Annotated in this window: 16 protein-coding genes; 7 read left to right on the top strand and 9 right to left on the bottom strand. The window is 38.8% G+C overall.

Annotated elements, in window-relative coordinates; genetic code table 11:
* Nucleotides 1-27: 27 nt before the first annotated feature.
* Nucleotides 28-867 (bottom strand): HDOD domain-containing protein, encoded by an 840-nt coding sequence (locus H4J50_RS15050; protein WP_108455492.1) that lies wholly within the window; start codon nucleotides 865-867, stop codon nucleotides 28-30.
* Nucleotides 868-1307: 440 nt separating this feature from the next.
* On the opposite strand from H4J50_RS15050, the gene H4J50_RS15045 reads away from it, so the two are divergent.
* Entirely contained in the window at nucleotides 1308-2120 is an 813-nt protein-coding gene (locus H4J50_RS15045; RefSeq protein WP_182257213.1) for an ABC transporter substrate-binding protein, read from the top strand.
* Here H4J50_RS15045 and H4J50_RS15040 read toward each other — a convergent pair.
* Both H4J50_RS15040 and sbcD read right to left on the bottom strand, forming a co-directional pair.
* Nucleotides 2080-6024: an AAA family ATPase gene (locus H4J50_RS15040; protein ID WP_182257212.1), complete on the bottom strand. Its 3945-nt coding sequence runs from the start codon at nucleotides 6022-6024 to the stop codon at nucleotides 2080-2082. The genes H4J50_RS15045 and H4J50_RS15040 overlap by 41 nt on opposite strands.
* A complete protein-coding gene (gene sbcD, locus H4J50_RS15035) occupies nucleotides 6024-7373 on the bottom strand; it encodes an exonuclease subunit SbcD (protein ID WP_182257211.1) in 1350 nt (449 codons plus the stop codon). Before sbcD ends, H4J50_RS15040 begins: the two co-directional genes overlap by 1 nt.
* 209 nt (nucleotides 7374-7582) lie before the next feature.
* On the opposite strand from sbcD, the gene H4J50_RS15030 reads away from it, so the two are divergent.
* Nucleotides 7583-7951, top strand: a complete 369-nt coding sequence (locus H4J50_RS15030; RefSeq protein WP_182257210.1) for a VOC family protein — start codon at nucleotides 7583-7585, stop codon at nucleotides 7949-7951.
* A gap of 66 nt (nucleotides 7952-8017) precedes the next feature.
* Here the strand turns inward: H4J50_RS15030 and H4J50_RS15025 are convergent, their stop codons facing one another.
* Together H4J50_RS15025 and H4J50_RS15020 are read right to left on the bottom strand one after the other, a co-directional pair.
* Entirely contained in the window at nucleotides 8018-8944 is a 927-nt protein-coding gene (locus H4J50_RS15025) for a pyridoxamine 5'-phosphate oxidase family protein (protein ID WP_182257209.1), read from the bottom strand.
* A gap of 9 nt (nucleotides 8945-8953) precedes the next feature.
* A complete protein-coding gene (locus H4J50_RS15020) occupies nucleotides 8954-9388 on the bottom strand; it encodes a VOC family protein (protein ID WP_108455487.1) in 435 nt (144 codons plus the stop codon).
* Between the two features lie 161 nt (nucleotides 9389-9549).
* Here H4J50_RS15020 and H4J50_RS15015 point away from each other — a divergent pair, with 161 nt between their 5' ends.
* Complete coding sequence (locus H4J50_RS15015) at nucleotides 9550-10086, top strand: TetR/AcrR family transcriptional regulator (protein ID WP_182257208.1); 537 nt, start codon at nucleotides 9550-9552, stop codon at nucleotides 10084-10086.
* 87 nt (nucleotides 10087-10173) lie between these two features.
* Here H4J50_RS15015 and H4J50_RS15010 read toward each other — a convergent pair whose 3' ends face one another.
* The 3 genes from H4J50_RS15010 to H4J50_RS15000 form a co-directional block, all read right to left on the bottom strand.
* The gene (locus tag H4J50_RS15010; RefSeq protein ID WP_259366263.1) at nucleotides 10174-11784 is read right to left on the bottom strand and encodes an FGGY-family carbohydrate kinase; all 1611 of its coding nucleotides are present in this window, start codon (nucleotides 11782-11784) and stop codon (nucleotides 10174-10176) included.
* Nucleotides 11781-13526, bottom strand: coding sequence for a glycerol-3-phosphate dehydrogenase/oxidase (locus H4J50_RS15005; RefSeq protein ID WP_220466254.1), 1746 nt, complete (start codon nucleotides 13524-13526; stop codon nucleotides 11781-11783). The genes H4J50_RS15010 and H4J50_RS15005 overlap by 4 nt, the downstream gene beginning before the upstream one ends.
* Before the next feature lie 66 nt (nucleotides 13527-13592).
* On the bottom strand, nucleotides 13593-15185 hold the full coding sequence (locus H4J50_RS15000; RefSeq protein ID WP_182257207.1) for an FAD-binding oxidoreductase: 1593 nt from the start codon (nucleotides 15183-15185) through the stop codon (nucleotides 13593-13595).
* 118 nt (nucleotides 15186-15303) lie between these two features.
* Here H4J50_RS15000 and H4J50_RS14995 point away from each other — a divergent pair, with 118 nt between their 5' ends.
* The 4 genes from H4J50_RS14995 (at nucleotide 15304) to H4J50_RS14980 (ending at nucleotide 17794) form a co-directional block, all read left to right on the top strand.
* Nucleotides 15304-16392, top strand: a complete 1089-nt coding sequence (locus H4J50_RS14995; RefSeq protein WP_182257206.1) for an AraC family transcriptional regulator — start codon at nucleotides 15304-15306, stop codon at nucleotides 16390-16392.
* A 193-nt stretch (nucleotides 16393-16585) separates the two neighbouring features.
* Entirely contained in the window at nucleotides 16586-16999 is a 414-nt protein-coding gene (locus tag H4J50_RS14990; protein ID WP_108455483.1) for a hypothetical protein, read from the top strand.
* Nucleotides 16996-17190 (top strand): helix-turn-helix transcriptional regulator, encoded by a 195-nt coding sequence (locus tag H4J50_RS14985; protein WP_108455482.1) that lies wholly within the window; start codon nucleotides 16996-16998, stop codon nucleotides 17188-17190. The genes H4J50_RS14990 and H4J50_RS14985 overlap by 4 nt, the downstream gene beginning before the upstream one ends.
* Nucleotides 17191-17374: 184 nt before the next feature.
* Nucleotides 17375-17794 carry a Replicative DNA helicase gene (locus tag H4J50_RS14980; RefSeq protein WP_108455481.1) on the top strand — a complete coding sequence of 140 codons (420 nt, stop codon included), beginning with the start codon at nucleotides 17375-17377 and terminating at the stop codon, nucleotides 17792-17794.
* A gap of 132 nt (nucleotides 17795-17926) precedes the next feature.
* Here H4J50_RS14980 and H4J50_RS14975 read toward each other — a convergent pair whose 3' ends face one another.
* Entirely contained in the window at nucleotides 17927-18382 is a 456-nt protein-coding gene (locus tag H4J50_RS14975; RefSeq protein WP_182257205.1) for a hypothetical protein, read from the bottom strand.
* Between the last annotated feature and the right edge of the window lie 397 nt (nucleotides 18383-18779).

Below are 18779 nucleotides of genomic sequence, written 5' to 3'. Positions count from 1 at the left end.
TAACTAATTATCGCACTATCTTAGCAACTACGCTTTTAATGATAACGCTGACAAAATTGACATACCCTCAATATTACAAAAATTTACCGCTTCATCTAAGTCATCAAAAGTAATGCCTAAATCGTCCATAATATGTTGACCAACAAATGATTTTTTTGAATACATACCAGGGTGTGAATTTAATAAAGCCAATCGAGTACAGATATAGAGCAATGAAATAGCTTCATCTTTATCTTCACTATACGCTTGATGATACTGTTCAATGGGAGAGATTATGCTTTGAGGTAATTGCCATAAGTTTAATAATTCAGCACTACAATCAGCATAAGTAAAACCAAAAACATCTTGTTGTCGCTGCCATGGCGTTTCATTTTTATCATAATCTTGACAATATTGCGCTTTCTTTGGATCCGTTTGCATAACGACTAGTTCGCCAATGTTATGTAACAGTCCAGAAACAAATAAACCTTTCGCATTTTTAATGTTTTTTTTCTGGGCTAAGTATTTACACAATAAAGCACAATCGACACTCACTTCCCAAAACCTGTCCATATCAATAATACTGGTATCAATCGTTGCAAAAGCGGAAGTAACACCATAAGTATTAATTAAATTGCGTACTTCATTTATCCCCAAAACAGCTAGTGCCTTTGAAATAGTGCCTATTTCACGCGGAAAATTGAATAACGCGCTATTAGCGACTTTTAGCAACTTAGATGTTAAAGCAGGATCTAACGCTATAATTCCAGCGATATCGGCTAAAGTAGATTGCTCGTCATCCATCATCTCTTGCAATCGTAAATAAACATCAGGTAAAACACAGAGTTTTTCAGCTTTTTCTGCATACTGTAGTGCTGTCGTTAGCATTTTGTGCTCCTTTTGAAGTATTTAAGCTTAAAAATAAACGGTTTGTCTCTGCCACTTAATGTACTTATAAAATGTACTGAACACAATATTTGCCAAAAACTATATCTAGTGCCAAAATAGTTTTGTTACTGAACTTTGTTTGATGAGTATTATTTTTATAAATTATTAACCACTAGTTCGAAGCGATATTTTTAACGCTGCTCCCAGTTAAAAAGTTAGCCTATAAACATTAGCTGCGAAAACTGTAAATTATGTATATCTAGCGTGTACGGTAATTTTTATATTTCAATTACATTAGCAGTTATCTAGCAACTAAATTTATCACTCAAAACTCACAGTAAAAAATTAAGCAGTATGATTGAAAGAACATCACTATTTGAGGATAGGGATATATGAAGTACCTAAACATAAAGATTTTTTTCAACTCTGTTGTTGTCTTTATGATGATATTGACTTCCTTGCCTACATTAGCAGGAGAAAAGTTAGTCTTTGCTACACATACTCCGCCTCCTTTAAGCTTATATTTACATGAATTGATTCAAGAAGCGCTAAAGCCTTACTCAATTAAAGTGCAAACCATTCAAATACCAGGTAATAGAGTTATCTCGCAAGTCAATAGTGGTCGTATTGATGGCGATCTTTCTCGTGTGATAAACTTTAAAGAGATCTCAGATATTGATAGCTCAAATTATTTACTGGTTAATGAGCCTCTGGTATTAACAGAAATTGTCATGATTACCTTAGCGAATAAAAACATCGATCAGCCGATTACATGGACAACAGTCAACCAAGGAAGTGTTGCCTTTTTACGCGGCTCAAAAACGGTTAGAAAGCATCTTAATCCAGAAAATCGTATTGCAGTTTCTTCCAATACTAATGTATTAAAAATGGTCGCGAACAAACGAGTAAATTCTGCCATTATGTTTTCCTCTGTGGCAAATAGCCTGCTAGACCAATCACCAGAATTACGCAGTAAATTAATGATACATAAACCGGCGGTAGATTCATTTCATCTTTTTACTTACCTGAATAAAAAACACGCCGAGTTAATCCCGAAACTTGAACTTTCACTGAAGCAGCTTAAAAACAACGGTTTTATGGAAAATACAGCAAAAAAATATCAAATAACAACAGAAAATATCGAGTCCTTATCAACTGTAAACTTAGAATCGAAATTTATGCCGACAAAGCGCGGCGATACAACCCATAAACTTAATTGTCGAGATAGCGATAACAATCAGCTAATTCACTGACCCCTAAACCACTGTGTTTTTTCACTTCAATTTGCACATCAATACGCTTTTTCAAGGCATCAACATGACTGATCACGCCAATCATTTTGCCACTAGCATTTAATGAATCAAGGGCTGATAAGGCAATTTCTAGGGTGTCGTTATCTAAAGTGCCAAAACCTTCATCCAAAAATAGTGAATCAATACTGGTTTTAGCACTGACTAAATCAGATAACGCTAAAGCGAGCGCTAAACTGACTAAAAAGCTTTCACCACCTGATAAGGTTTTAGTGTCTCGCACACTATCCGCTTGCCAAGTATCAAGTACTTCTAACGCTAAATTATCTGACTGTTGACGCTGTAATTGATAGCGGCCGTGTAAACGATTAAGTTGTTGGTTGGCTAGATAGACTAAATGCGACAACGTTAAGCCTTGCGCGAAGCGTCTAAACTTAGCTCCATCTTTAGCGCCAATTAAGCCATTAAGATGCGAAAGATCGTCTAGTTCAGCTTGTTGATTAACAATGTTTGCGAGTACGCTTTTTTGCTCTTCACGTTGCTGTTTATCTTGGCTTACTTGCTGACTTAACTGCCCTTGACGAACTTGTAATTGTTTTAATATTTGTGCACAAATCACAGCTTTATTATCAAAAGTGGCAATATCTAGCTGATCATTTATCTCAACTCGCTGTGTGAACAATAAATCTTTCAGTATTTCATCATGACTCTCTGCTGCACTGCTCTCATTACTTTGCAACGCATCAACCAATTGATGACTTTGTTCTTGCAGCAGCGCTTTATCTTGCTCAAGTTGTAATAATTGTTGTTGTGCTTGCTGCAATTGCGCCTTGGCTTGCTGTACTTGCTGTTCAATTGTTTGTTGTATTTCTTTTAAAGCTTTACGTTGCTCTAAGGTCAATAGCGCGGCTTTAAAATCAGCTTCGGTTGCGAACTCACTGTCAGCGAGCTGCGTTTGCCAAACTTGATTAGCTGACTGTTGCTGCGGCGTTAAGCGATTGATCGCCTCAACATTGCCATGTAATTTACCCGCGACATTTTGTTGTAAGTTTTTCTGCTCGTTAAGTACATTTTGATGCCCAAGCAATGCTTGTTCTTGCGCTTGTTGCTGTTGCTTTAATTGTTGACGCACTTGCTGAGTATTTTGTTCACCAAATAAGCTATGACGTTTAATTTTTTCTTCAGTAAGTTGCTGTTCTAAAGCATTCAACTCTGTTTTTAAGCTTTGCTCAGAAGTATTTAACTGCTCAACGTTGTTATCGACTATTGCCCGTTGTTGCTGCAATTGTTGTAGTTGTTCGTTATCAATGCTAACGGCGCTTAATGCCGTTTGATAAGCGCTACTTTGCTGCTCAAGTTCATTTATCCATGCTTGCTGCAGTTGTACTAAAGCATTAAATTTATCTTGTGCAGCATCAGTTTGTGTCGCATCTATATCTACTTGATTAAAAACAGTAAAACAATCAGGCAGAGTCAGGTGACTCGCTTGCATAAACGTGCTTAACTTTTGCCACTCTTGCGATATTTGCGTTAATTTAAGCATCAGGCTTTGCTTGTTTTGCTCAGCTTGTTGTCTAAATTGCTTAAGTTGTAACGTTTGATTTTGGCTCTGATTAGACAAAGTTAACAGCTGTTTTTCTTGCCCGGTCAGTAATGTTACTTGCTGTTGCTGAGCCTGCTTTAATTGCTGTAGTTGGCTATTGGCATTATTGAGTTGCTCAAAATGTTGTTGACGAGCCTGAATATTTGCTTCTATTTGCGCAAATTCAGATAGCTCAACATCAAGCCCTAATAACGTGCGTTGTGTAAGCCATTGCTGCGCTAAATATTGTTGTTCTTGTTGTTTTACGGCTTGGTTTTCGCCAACAAAATTAAGCTTTTCTTTTAATCGGTCTTGCGCAGACGACAAGGTTTTCCCTTGCTGTTCAAGCTGCTCTAAAGCCAAGGTTAATTGCTTTAATCGGCTTTGTTGCTCATTTTCATCACCGTTGTTAGCACTAAGCGCCTGATAATCACCAATAGCAGGATGTTGCTGTGAGCCGCATAACGGACAAGCTTGGTCCGTTTTTAAGTTTGCTCGATGTTCACTTAACGACATAATCGTTTTTTGTTGTTCAACAATTAATTGCACATCAGTCAATTGCACTTTTTGCTGTTTATATTGTGATCTTAATGGCTGTAATTGCTCGACTATACTAGCTAATTGCTGATTATCGTCATTCAGCGTTTTATCAATATCTTTTAATTCTGTTGCTAACGTTTGGTAACGTCTGGCATTTTGCATAACTTGCGCTTGTTCAGTAACCATCGACTGCATATTATGCAACTGCTGACTAAGCGCCTGTTCACTTTCACATTGGTGTTGTGCTAATAACTCACTTATCGCACTTTCTTTCGAAGCGAGCAGTACTTGCTGCTGCTTAAATTCAGTATCAAGCGTGGCAAATTTTTGTTCATCTTCAGCCATCGTATGAGTTAATGCTTCAGCTTGCTTTTGTAGCGTTACATCTTGCGCCAGTAACTCAAAACTCAATTGTTTCTCATTAACCATTTGCGCATGCATATTGCGCCATAATGGTAAATGCTCAGGCAATGGTGCCAAGTGCTCTTGCTGCCCGATAAATGCTTTGGCTTGCTCTATTTTCTCTTGCTGAATTTGCTGTTGGCTCAACAGTTGCTCGGCTTCTTTTTTTGCTTGTTGCGCTACTTCACTCGCGCTTGTTAAGCGACTAACCTGTTGACTTTGTTGCTCCGTGAGCTGAGAGATTTTGCTATCTAATGGCAGTACTTGTTCAACAATTAATTGTTCTGTCGCTTGTTGCTCTTTGACAAACCCATCATGGGCTAATGAAAACTCGGCTAGTGCTTGCTCTGCGACACCAACTTGATCTGCACTTTGTTTCGCATCTTGCTCAAGAACTTTAGCCTGCTCATTAAGCTCAGTAAGTTGTTGATTCACATGATTGAGTTGCTGATATTCAGCGCGTAAGTTTTCCGCAGGCTCTGACAATGCTAAAGCGCGTAATTGAGTCTCATGCTCGCTATGCTTTTGCTGCGCGCTTTGTTCTTGTTGCTCGGCGTGTAATTTTTGCTTATTGGCTTGCTGAACATTCACTAACCAATGTCGAATATGCTGCCAATGCGTTATCTGCGCTTCAAATGGTTGTTGTTGTGCGCTAACTTTTTCTAGTTCGTTATCAATAACTTGTTGCTGCTCAGGCGTTAATAACTGCAGGCCTGAGTTTTTCGCTTGTAGTAGCTTTAATTCATTACTCGCGTCTTTGTGCTGTTCAAACACCGCTTTAGAAATGTCACCATAAATTTCACTACCGGTCAGCTCTTCTAATAAATCGGCGCGTTCATTCGCCGGAGCATTTAAAAAAGCGGCAAACTCCCCTTGCGATAACATCATCGACTTTCTAAAACGAGAAAAGTCTAAGCCAGTGATGCGAGCAATTTCATTTCGAATATCTGAAACTTTAGTAGCAATAACGTCCGCTTCTCCTGCGGATTTTTCATCAGTATCGTCAAGGTTAACGTCACCGTTTGGCGTTATTTTCGCTAATTCTGCGGTCGGTTTTTGTAAGTTACCTTCAACACTGTTTTTAGCTCGACGTTGACTCCAAAAAGCACGATACGCTTGACCTTTCACCTCAAATTCAACTTCAGCCAAACAGCTCGTAGTATGGCGGGTCATTAATTGGTTTTGCTTGTCAGATATCGTTAAGCGTGGTGTTTGATGGTAGAGCGCCAAACACATGGCGTCGAGTATTGTCGTTTTACCCGCACCGGTCGGGCCAACAATGGCAAACAAAGCACTGGTGTCGAAAGGCGATTGGGTAAAATCTATTTTCCAATGACCTTTTAGGGAATTAATGTTTTCAAAGCGTAGTGATAATATTTTCATTATTTCTGCTCCGCTTTAGTATCAGAGCTATTATCTATGGTGCTATTTTTATCTAGAGAAGGCTTTGCAGCGCTGGCAAGTTGGGTTTGCTCTGCTATTTCGAGGTACAAACTATTTAATCGCACTTTACGTGCTTGCTGCTCATTAGTTTCCCAAGGCTCTATCTCCATGCGTGCATCGAAAACGTCTTGCACACTAAGCTCGCTTAAGGTTATTTTTTTCTCATGACTGGGCATTTGCTGACGGGATTTTTTACTGCGCCTAACGAGTAGCACTTCCACGGGTAACTCAGCGACTATTTGCTCAATACGTGCGGTTAAATCTTGTAAGTATTCCGCGCTTTCAATTTCGATATCGAGCCAAATTTTTTCTACAATATCTGCCGTGTTACTTGCATCTTTGGCGTTCACTGGTTCAGTAATTTGTGTTTTAGCAACGCCAGCAATATCTTCCGATAATGTATCTAGCTGAGTTTTTACCATCGCCAAAGGTTGAAAGCATGGCACATGAGTTAATTCGACATCGCTGAGTTTGCCATCTTTAAATTCGGCAATAACAATACTTTTTTGTGTATTCGCTTCATCAAAACTTAATGCGATAGGTGAGCCACTATAGCGAATATGCTCACTTTTAGTGACTTTTTGTGGGCGATGAATATGGCCTAAAGCGATATAGTCGGCTGCTGGAAATTCGCTGGCTGGAAAGGCTTCTAAAGTACCAATATAAATATCACGTACTGACTCGCTAACCGATGCACCAATCGTGGTTAAATGTCCGGTAGCAATAATAGGTAAGCGAGTATCTGTAGCTTGATTTTCAACTGACAAGGTCTGTGCATGGGAAAATAAGCTTTGATAATGGCCCGTTATGGCTTGTTGTAACGAACGTTGTTTCTCACTGGCCGATTGCCCAGCATAGCTTTTGACAATATCGCGCGCCCGAATAAAAGGAATAGCGCAGATCACCGCTTGTTGATCGGTTTTTAGGCTTTCAAGAACAAATACTTGCTCAGCGATATTATCGCTTACCGCAGAAATAACCCGTGTTGATAATTGCTGCAGTAATTTTTGTGATTCACCCAGCATAGCAACCGAGTCATGATTCCCTGCTAGCACCACTAATTGACAGCGTGTTTGGTGCAGCTTAGCAATAAAATCAAAGTACATTTCGCGGGCATAACTTGGCGGTGTGCCGGTATCAAAAATATCACCTGCAACAATAATGGCATCAATCTGTTGTACTTGAGATTGCTCGATTAACCAATTCAAGAATTGTTGATGTTCACGTGCTCGACTTTTGCCGTAAAAATGTTGGCCTAAATGCCAGTCGGATGTGTGAATAATTCGCATAATGTAGGTGCACGCCAAAGTCATAAAAATCAAAGTAATTATTCTACCGACTCTATGGCTAGCTTACTACTGGGCAATTGATAAAGCTGAGAAATATAGTTATCTAAAATCATCAACTATACTGCCAATATATAAAAAATTTATTTTGGAGCACACATTAAGCTTATCAAGTGTTTAGGTTATGTAAATTAACAACAGAGGAAAGCCATATGGAAAATCAAATTGTTTGGGTGGATATTCCCGTCATAGATTTAACCCGCGCCATTGAGTTTTATAGCGCTTTACTTAACGGTGAAGTTAAAAAAGAAGAGTTTGAGCACTTCACCTTTGGCATATTACCACATGCAGATACCAATGTTTCTGGTTGTTTAGTGCCCTCGCCTCCAGAGCAAATATTTACTTCAGGTCCGCTAATTTATTTTAATGTCAATGGCCGACTCGATGATGCTATCAAGCAATCAGAAATGCACGGGGGTCGGCTAGTAGAAGATAAAATATCTATGGGTGGCCATGGTTTTCGCGCTATTATTCATGACTCGGAAGGCAACCGTATTGCACTACATAGTAATACGCCATAGTGAAAACATTAGTATTTTTATAAAGAGTACGCTGATAACAAAGCCATGTAATCATGCTGAATGGCTTTAAATTATCTCATCTTCTTTTTGTCGTTGAGCTAATGCATTCATCAATAAAGTGACTTTTATCGGTGTAAAGCACAAAGTGCGTTCAGCGCCTGTTGTCCCTTCGTCTTCGTCTTCGTTATCAGCATTCCATATAGTTTCGCTCGTAACATTTATTTGTATGGCATGGCCTCGATGCCAATCGCAAAATAATAAACAAGCGCTAGGGTTATTAAACAAATTTCCTAAGGTATTAAAAAAGCCATTACCACGATAATCATCAACCAATAACTGTCCTTGTGCATTAATGGTCACAAAACCAATATCGCCACCGCGATGAGAAATATCGATACCACGGTTATTCAAGTTTTGGCCGTCATTAAAACTACTCGCAATAAAAAAGGTATCAGCATTTGATATTATGGCTCGGTGCGTATCATTAAGTTGTGTTGCTATCGTTGAGGTAAACTCACCGTAGTCAACATTGCCTATAAATGTTTTGGTTTGGATATATTTGGGGCAATTTCCATAGCTTTGTAATACTTTAATTCTGATACTCTTTTGGCTAACATCCGTAATAATACCGTTAATACGATTACGCCTTTTGGTATTAAATTCAATACCAAGTAAGCCAACCCTGTCACCAACATTAAGATCTTCCTTGCTCATATTACCGAGCGAATATTGCGTATTGATCACCAGTTCGCTTGCACTTGGTGATTGAATAAAGTTTAAGGCGCCGAAAAATATCCCAGCATTAATACCTGAATAATAATCACTATAGCCAATAAAAATCATCGACAAAGATTGAAAAAAATCTCGATGTTGTAGAGGCATAAATTCACGAATGAACTTACCACCTATTTCAGCCATACGCTTATCTGTACCAGCCTTTTGTTGGACGGCTAACTCACCTTGATGCCAAACATTTAACAGATCATTAGCCATTGTCTTTCCTTAGGCAGTAATTAATTCAAGTCGAATGCCACCTGGGATCAGGCACATCATATGATGAATTGGTAGTTCACCTAATGGCTCGGGAGCAAATTCAATCTCGACACTGTCAAGCTGAGACAATTTTTCAAACAGCTGCTGTAATTGTTCTAAATTAGCTACCTTAAGCGCGAAATGATGTAAACCGATATTGTTTTTACGATCAAAGGTTATCATCTTGCTTACATCATTAACCTGCCAGAGCGTTAACATAACCGTACCGTCTGAAACAAAAATTGCTGGATAATCTGGCTTTTCGCCCACAACATTAAAATCTAATTGTTCAATAAAAAAAGCCGCAGTTTCTTTGATATTCGGCACGCTAAGCCCGAGGTGATGAATGCCTAAAGTCGTGATAGCTGTTGTTTCAGAGCCGAGATTATTTTCTGTATTGCACATGGTAAGTAACCTTATTTGCTTTTTAAAGCATGTATGAAAATTAAAATGAACATCTGCCAAATACAGGTGAACAAGTCTGTCTACCCACTATAGGTGAACAGAACTGTTTACGTCAAGTTTAAAATTGTTATAATTTAACAAAAGCACTAATGGCAAATTATATGCAACCAAGAAAACAACATTTGATCGACACCGCATTAGCATTGTTTAATCAACATGGATATCACGACACCGGTATCGATTTAATTCTGGCGCAATCTAAAGTATCAAAAGCGACTTTGTATAAACATTTTCGCAGCAAAGATGAGTTGATTTTAGCGGCATTGCAACAGCGTCATGAGCAAGTACTCACTGCATTGAACACGAAAATAGTTCAGGCAAATACGAAGGGAACCTCGGGGGCATTAGCCGTGTTTGACAGCTTAGATGAATGGTTTAATAGCGCAGCATTTTTTGGTTGTAATTTTATTAACGCCAGTGCTGAATATACTGATGTTAATGATCCAATTAATAAGTTTACCGCTTTTCATAAACAAACTGTCGTTGATTTAATTGCAACACAATTACCTGAAAAGAATACTGAAATAGCAAATCAAATAGGCTTATTAGTTGAAGGAGCAATAGTGATGGCGCATACCCGAGGTATGAAACAATCCGCGTTAATGGCTAAAAAAATGGCGCAACACTTTATTCATTAAAGTGAAGGAATTCTCGATAAATAAAGCGATGAATAAAGCGATGAATAAAGCGTCAAATTAAACGTAAAACCAACCAGCATGTTTTTATTATTCTGGATAACCGGTTATTTTTTTAATACTCTGGTAAATGGGTTTCAGTTGTCGATACATTTTTCGATAAACTTGTTGATACAATTTGTTATACAGCTGAACATTGGCTTGATTGGGTAAAAAAGTTTGCTCGATACGAGTCATTGCCGTTGTAGCTTGTTGATAATTGGCAAAATAGCCCTGTCCGACCGCAGCATTAATAGCAGCCCCTAAACCTGAGGTTTCAAAAGTATGCGGACGATGTGCAGGTAAATTAAAAATGTCAGCGGTCAGCTGTAAAGCGGCATCAGACTGCGAGCCACCGCCGGACACAATTAAGCGCTTTATTTTGCATTTTTGCCGTTTTTCTAAATTCTCTTTACCTTCTCGTAAGGCATACGCTAGCCCTTCTAAAATTGAGCGGTAAATATGAGCACGAGTATGTACGTCACCAAAGCCGATAATCGCGCCTTTTGCTTCAAGGTTTTTTAGCCCTGGTGACCAATAAGGTTGTAACATTAATCCCATTGAGCCTGGTGGCACTTGCGCAACTAGTTGATCAAATAAACTCTCCGCACTAACACCTAAGGTTTGTGCTTTATCAATTTCATGTTGACCAAATTCTTGTTTAAACCAATTGACCATCCAAAAACCGCGATAGATCATCACCTCACTATTAAAATGATCAGGAATGGCTGAAGGATAAGCCGGAATAAAGGCTTGGGGTTCTACATACTTAACGTTATTGGTATTAATGGTTGCTGTTGTGCCATAACTTAAACTTGCCATTTCTGGGCTAATACAACCTGAGCCCAACACTTCACACGCCTTATCAGACGCTGAGGCAATTAATGCTGTCCCCTCTTTTAATCCCGTATGGACGGCGGCATCACGAGTGATTGCCCCCAGTACTTCACCCGGCTTTACCAAACTTGGTAGCATCGAGCGTTTCACGGGTAAAGCATACCACTTCCAGTCCCATGTTTTGGCCCAATTTTGTTTTCTATAATCAAAGGGAAAATAACCAACAATACTGCCCACTGAGTCTTTAAACTGCCCGGTTAACCGATGGGTTAAAAACCCCGACAGTAGTAAGAACTTGTCTGTATTTTTCCAAACATCAGGTTCATTTTGTTCAAGCCAATTCGCTTGTGATTTACGACGAAAATAATCGACAACTTTACTTTGGCCTATCAGGAAAAATGCCAAGCGCCAATACCAAGGCATGGCTTGATTATCTTGACATAAGCGTTGGTCAAGCCAAAGTATAGCTGGCCGTAAGGCTTGGCCATTTTTGTCTAAGTTAATTACCGTGCCACGCTGAGTGGTGACTGTAACGACAGTTACCCTTTCACGATACCCATTTTCAATAACCTCATTTTGCTGCCAGAGTAGCTGGCAACACTGGCCTAACATTTGCCAAAAATAATCGGCATTTTGTTCAGCCCATCCCGGCTTTTTAGAAAAATAAGCGTCAAGCTCAATACGGCTTTTAGCCAACAAGTTACCTTTGAGATCAAAAAGCAAAGCACGAACACTCTGCGTGCCGTTATCTATGGTCAAGATCAAATCACTGTTGTGCTTTTCTGTGCTTTTTGTCTTGCTACTTTCGTTCATATCTTTACTCATATTGATGAAGTTTCACCTTGTGGCAAACTGTACGAACATTGCCACAGGGCTAAATACCGTCTAATTTCTTCTTGCCACTTCTTTTCACTCCACGTTAAGTAGGGAGAGCAGAGTGCTTTAACTTGAGGTATTAAGTCACGAGCGCCCTCTGGCAATACGTTGCCTAATCGAGTGCGGCGCAATAATAAATCATCCAAATGTTGTACTTGTTCAAATTTCACCGACCAAACTAACTCTGCCCATAAATGCCGACTATAGCGTATTGGCTGACAGTCAGTTTTTTCACTGGCATGAACAAACGCAGCACTTAACTCACCATAGCAAGCCAGTATCTGCTGCTCAATATCATGACTAAAAGCTAATGATTCAGCGCCTGTGTATTGCGATAAAATAGGTTGCTGACTCGCAATATTGAGTGCGTCAGTTAACACTAATGCGTTTGTTTTGTCGTTAACAGTTAACTGCTGACAAACCATGGTCAGCACTTGTTGTGCAATCAATCTAAACGTGGTTAGTTTGCCGCCAGTAACCGTGAAAACCCCTTGATGCTTTGCAATATGGTGATCACGTTTCTCTTTCGATGGCGCTAATGAATCATTTGTTGTGGTAACAGGTCGAACGCCTGCGAAGGTAGAAATAATATCGTCTTTGGTGATCTGCGCGTGCGGAAATTGTTGCTCTATAGTCGCTAATAAATAATCAAATTCTGACTGACTTATTTTAGCTTCTAAAGCCATATCATCATGATGCTCAACATCGGTCGTGCCCACTATGGTGACATTTTGCCATGGATATATTTGTACTGGTCGCTTATCTTGAGCATGTTGAACAGAAATAACACTGGCAACTGGTAAACGCCAGTTTGCTATGACTAAGTGACTACCGCGTAATGGCCGCATATTTACCGGTGGTTTTTTACTAATGTTAGCTTGCTTATCCTGATTAATCTGTAACAAGTTAGTCCAAGCGCCACAAGCATTCACCACCACTTTGGCATTAATGATTAATCGCTGCTTTTGGTCTTCAAGTAAGACTGATAATTGATTGTCTGCCGCGTTGATATCCAGTGTTGTTACTTGGGCATAATTTAGTGCCTGTCCTCCAAGTTGCAATGACTCTTGTATCAAGCGTTGCACCAACCGAGCGTCTTCGGTTAGTGCATCAAAAAATTGCGTTCCACCGAGTAAATCATGCTCGGCGACCTGTGGCGCCAAGGATAAATAAGAGGACTTGGGCCAAAACTTATGCTGCTTCTCGCCAGCGATAAAATCATAACAAGACAATAAGCGATTAAATAACCACGGGCCTGGAAAAGCTTTTTTATAATGGCTTAATACAAAACTTTGTTTAGTGACTAAAGGCTGACCTTCTTTTAATAACCGTTGGCGCTCAACAACTGACTCTCGGGTTAATGCCACTTGCCCTTGTGCCATATAACGTAAACCACCATGGACCATTTTAGAGGAACGACTTGAACTGCCCCAAGCGAAGTCTTTTTGCTCTAACAACAACACCTTCAGTCCCATTTGACAGGCTAGTTTTAAAATACCCGTGCCGGTAATACCGCCGCCAATAATTACCATATCCCAAGCAGTAACATCGGTAATATCGGCGATACGTTCTTTACGCGTCATCAAAACATGGCTGTTGAGCTTAGCAATAGTCAATTTAAGATCATCGTTATTGTCATGGTTATTAACCTCTCTTTTAAGCGTTTCATTAAGCTTAATTACCTTACTCATATCGGTAATTACTTGCATTAAAGCAAAACGGGGAGCAAACAAGCAATTTCTGCCCCTAGTTGCTCCTTATTCCAATAACGTGCCGGGATTTAGTTGCTGTTCAGCATCAAAATGTTCAGCAAGGTTTACTAATACTTTCATACCCAGTTCACCTTTTTCTACCGACAAATACGGCGCATGATCTTTGCCAACACCATGTTGGTGACTAATCGTGCCGCCATTATTCACTATGCTCAGACTTGCCTGATGCTTGAGTTTTTTCCAACGCGCAAGTGTCGCTGAATAACTATTAGCATTTCGATAAACATAGGTGGTGTATAAACTACAACCTTGACTGTAAACATGAGAAAGGTGAGTAAATACATGTACTTTTTCATTTTCTGCTTTTAAACCGTCGCGCATAGTTGATTCAACTTTCGCCATTAAGTTATCAACATTACCCCAGTCAGTTGCCGTTTCAAAAGTGTCAACCACATACCCCTGAAGCCATAACGCCTCACGCAAGTATGGCGAGCGAAAACGATTTGCTTGCCATTTTTTACCTAAGACCTCACCAGTACTAACGCCGTTGAATTTTTTAATCACACGATTTAATTGTTTTTTACTCGCTGAAATTTGTTGTTTAGTACCCGTTAAGCCAAAAGTCAGCATGCACTTTTCGTCTGCACAACCACGCAACGACAAATAGCGCTCTAGCCATTTTATCGCGCTTTCGTGACCAGCAAGCTTTAATTGCGTTTGCGTTTCAACCGCGTTACTCACTCGTAACATAGACAAGGCAATGCGTGACTGAACGGCTGTTTGACAAAATTGACTTGCCGATTGCCAATTTTTAAAGAAGATCACCGAGAACTTCTCAGCATCAGCGACTTTACTCACCCGTACTTTTATTTCGGTTAAAATACCAAAGCGCCCTTCCGATCCTAACAATATCTCTCGTAAATCAGGCCCTGCTGAAGATGCTGGAAATGTTGGTACATCAAGCGAGCCGTCAAATGTTTCCATATTGCCGCCAGCGAATAATTGCTCTATCCGGCCATAACGTAATGACTGCTGACCACTTGAACGACTTGCAACCCAACCTCCTAGCGTTGACAGTTCAAACGATTGCGGGAAATGCCCTAAGGTATAACCACGAGCCAATAACTGAGCTTCAACCATAGGGCCAGGAGTACCAGCACCAAAAGTGGCAATTTGGCTTTGTTCATCTAAATGCAGTAATTGATTCATCCGGCCCATATTCACCGTCAGAACGGGCCGTTGAGATTGTTTTGGATTAATATGCCCGGCAACACTTGTACCGCCGCCGTAGGGAATTAATTCAACTTTATGTGCTTTCGCATAGGTGAGAATATCTTTAACATCTTGTTTATTTTCAGGAAAACAAACGCCATCTGGAAAACAGTTAATTTCCCCGCTATGCATGGCTAACCAATCAGGCAACGACTGTCCTTTAGCATGGCGTACACGTTGTTCAGCATTGACAGAAACTAATGCGTGCTCGGGTAAACGAGATGCCGGTACTGCGTTTATCACCTCAGCTAAATCAATGTCATTAAGACGATGTCCTGCCCCGACAACTTTGCTTAAAAACTCTCCTGCCGATTGTGGTAAATCCATTGAGGTATTTTCATCCCCCCAGCCATTCCAACGTCTCATTTTATAGCCCTTTTATATTTTATTACGCATTATAATAAACCAAGTGTATAGTGATGAAATGTCCTAAAAAGACAGTCAAGGTGACATATTTGGACAAAACTATAGACAGTAGGCATCAATGAGCAATTTTAGTCACTTATCAGTCAATAACAAGCTACCAGAAAAGCAAGTTGATGCAGGCTTAGATAACGATCTCGGCCAAGCATCTGTGGCTGCCATCAATCAGTATTTGCAATTAGCCGTCGAGCAAAAACTAGATATTGACACTATTTGCCAAACTATAAAATTAGATAAAAAACTTTTATCTGATAACAGTCAGCATATTAGTGGACAACTTTTTCAACAGCTGATCGCGGCATTACTTATACAATCTAATGATGACTTATTTGGTTTACATACTGCAAAATATGTACAGCCAGGCTCATACAGTGTCTTAGGCTATATATCGATGAACTGTGAAAACTTAGGGCAAGTTATCAGCAAAATTCAGCCTTTTGAAAAGTTAGTTGGCGATATGGGCATTACCACCTTTTCGCCATTGGGCGAGCAAGTAAAAATCAGTTGGCATTGCCAATTCACCGACCCGAATGTTAAGCGTCATATGGTCGACAATTGTCTTGCTTCTTGGCTAACCTTTGCACGTTATTTAGTGAGTCATGACAGTAACCCCAGTGAACTACGCTTAAGTCGACAACAACCATCACTTAGTCAGCAACAAGAATATCAAGCGGTTTTTAAATGCTTGATCCGCTACGGACAAAGTGAAAATGCCATTATATTTGATAAAACCTTATTGTCAGTGCCGTTAAACAAAGGTGACCAACAATTATTAACTACCCTTGAAAGCCATGCGCAGTCACTAGTTTCTAACCTAACAACAGAAGTAGATATCGCGACACAGTTAAAAATGGAGCTAGAAAAAGCGCTAAGAACCGGTGCATTCCATCAGCAAGATATGGCAGAAAAACTTGGTATAAGCGCAAAAACATTACAACGTCGTTTAGCAGTATTAGGTTTGAAATTTCAAAGCATACTCGATGAAACTCGACTTGATATTGCGAAAAAATATCTCGCCAACAATGTTTTGAATTTAAATCAAATCAGTATCGAGTTAGGCTTTACCGAACCAAGATCATTCTATCGTTGGTTTAATAAAATCACCCAGCAAACACCCGGTGACTATAGAAAAAAATTCTTAATTAATTAAACAATTTTTAAATTTTAAAACAGCCTCAAGCCTGAAGAATAAGAGTTAAAATCCCCCAGTAAGTGAAACAAAAAATAAAAACCACCAGAGAATAAGTAAAGCAAGCTTGACATTAAGTAAAGCTTACCCTATATTAATAAATGTAAAGCAAACTTGACTTAAAGTAATATAAACACGACATGGAGCTAAAGTAATGACCAGCAATAAAACATCGTGGCAACAAAAGAATAAAAGTAATACTACAAAGCTAAGCTTTTGGACAGCTATGTGGGTTTTGACTATGGCACTAACAAATTTCGGGCCTAGCTTTATTTGGGATTTCAATATTCCCTTATCGATTCTAGCTGTAACGTTAAACTTAGCCTTAGGTTTTAAAATGGTTTTAGCCAATATAAAGCATCTAAAAGGCTTAGATGAAATGCAGCAGCGAATTCAACTCAATGCTATGGGGATAACCTTAGGTTTGAGTTTAATCGTCGGACTAACTTACTCTAATTTAGACGTATTAAACTTAATAAGTTACCACGCAGAAATTTCGCATTTAGTTATTTTTATGGGCATAACTTATTTAGTGGCAACCTTTGTTGGTCAGAGTAAATACCGATGAAAAATAGACTGAAAGTATTGCGCGCAGACAAAAATTGGACACAAGCGCAACTTGCCGAGGCATTAGAGGTTTCGCGACAAACCATTAATGCTATTGAAAAAGGTAAGTTTGATCCTAGTTTGCCATTAGCTTTTAAAGCGGCCAGGTTATTTAAATTAACCATAGAAGATATATTTCAAGATGAAGCATAGTGGTTAAAGCACTTAATGATGCAGTTAAAGTGCTTTGATTGACAACAATTAACAGCAAAACAGATAAAACCGAATCAATTGATTCGGTTTTGCTCTACTTAACTGACTATTATCTGTTTAGTTTTGTTAAAAGCTCTATAATCTCTTTTATGTTTTTATGAAAAATAGTAAGTAAGGTAAATCAATGAATACAAAAATTTACAAACACGTGCATACGTTGGCAAAAGATTTATTACAAGCATCAGTGAGAAAGAATCAAGTTAAATTCGATGAATATTACCTTGAATTAAAACAAGTCTGTGAAGATAACGAGAACAGCGATAAAGACCATCCTGTACAGTGGGAAACTCTGGCTGACTTTACCGATGACTTAGCACTAGCCATTACACTTTATGAAAAAGCACTCGTAAAGGCACAAGCGATAAATTCCAAAGACTTTCTGTCATCTATAGCTTTTGCCATCGCTTCACTGCAAGTAGAATTAGGTGACAAAACAAGTGCAATTTTGCATTTAGAAAGCGCTAAAATCAACAGTAACAAAATTGCAGATAAAGAATTAAAAGCCGAAATTAGTGAGCTATTAGAAGAGTTACAAAGTACTTAGCGGTCTGCTCGCTTTAACGCTAAGAATAATATCCTTGTTATATCTTAACTATAGCTTGTTAAAAGCATAGTTAAGATATTAACCCAATGAGCTAGTAATAACGTTGAAAGTGTTTATATAAAAATCTTAAGTCTAAAACTTATAGCCAATACTCAAAGTAAAACTAGCCTTTATATCTTCTGTTCGTCGCTCATTTCTTGTATTTTGAATAAGCCCATCATCAAAAATATCAAACGCTCCTTCTCCTCGTGTGAAACCAAAGCCCGTCCCTACAACAAACCCTGGGTTAGAGAATCCACTAAAATGATAATCGTATGTTGCGAAGACAAATCCATGATCACTTTCCCATGCTTCTATTCCGGCAACAACACCATAGGCATGGTTTGAATTTTCACTCAATGTAGTTTGAAACCCAACCGCAAAACCGACATAGCCTAATGAAGCATAATACTTAGTAAGTTCTGTTTTATAGCCAAATTGTGCACCTAAAATACTGCCGTATTGATGCCCTAAGCCAACAGCAGTTTCAAACTCACCCGACGAACTAACCAAAGAAACAAACGATAAAGCGATTATATATTTTTTCATAAAATTCAATTATATATTATTATTATTAATGGCTTAACTTAACAATAGGTCGAAATCAGTTCAACCCCAGATTAACGCGATTGAAACATTAAATGATGATTAAATAATAATGAAATGATAATGAAAGTATTGAACAGATTAAACGATGGATTTGGATGAATTTTCGTCTGGTAACATTAGGTTATTATGACAGTTAGGTGCCATAAAGTAGTATACAAATTATATATTGAAAGATCTTTTATTGTATCTTAAACAAGGAAGGTTTTAACGATAAGCAATAGGTTATGGCCACAAAATAAAAAGCACTATCAAGTAAAATTAATAACTCGATAGTGCTCAACATGCTGAAAATATATCATTCACTACTTAATTTAAATAAGTAGTTATAGCTTTAACC

Origin of the sequence: Colwellia sp. 6M3 (assembly GCF_014077595.1) — a bacterium.
In the GTDB taxonomy this organism is placed as follows: Bacteria; Pseudomonadota; Gammaproteobacteria; order Enterobacterales; family Alteromonadaceae; genus Cognaticolwellia.
Note: the sequence above shows the minus strand (reverse complement) of the source record. Positions and strands in the feature narration are given on the sequence as shown.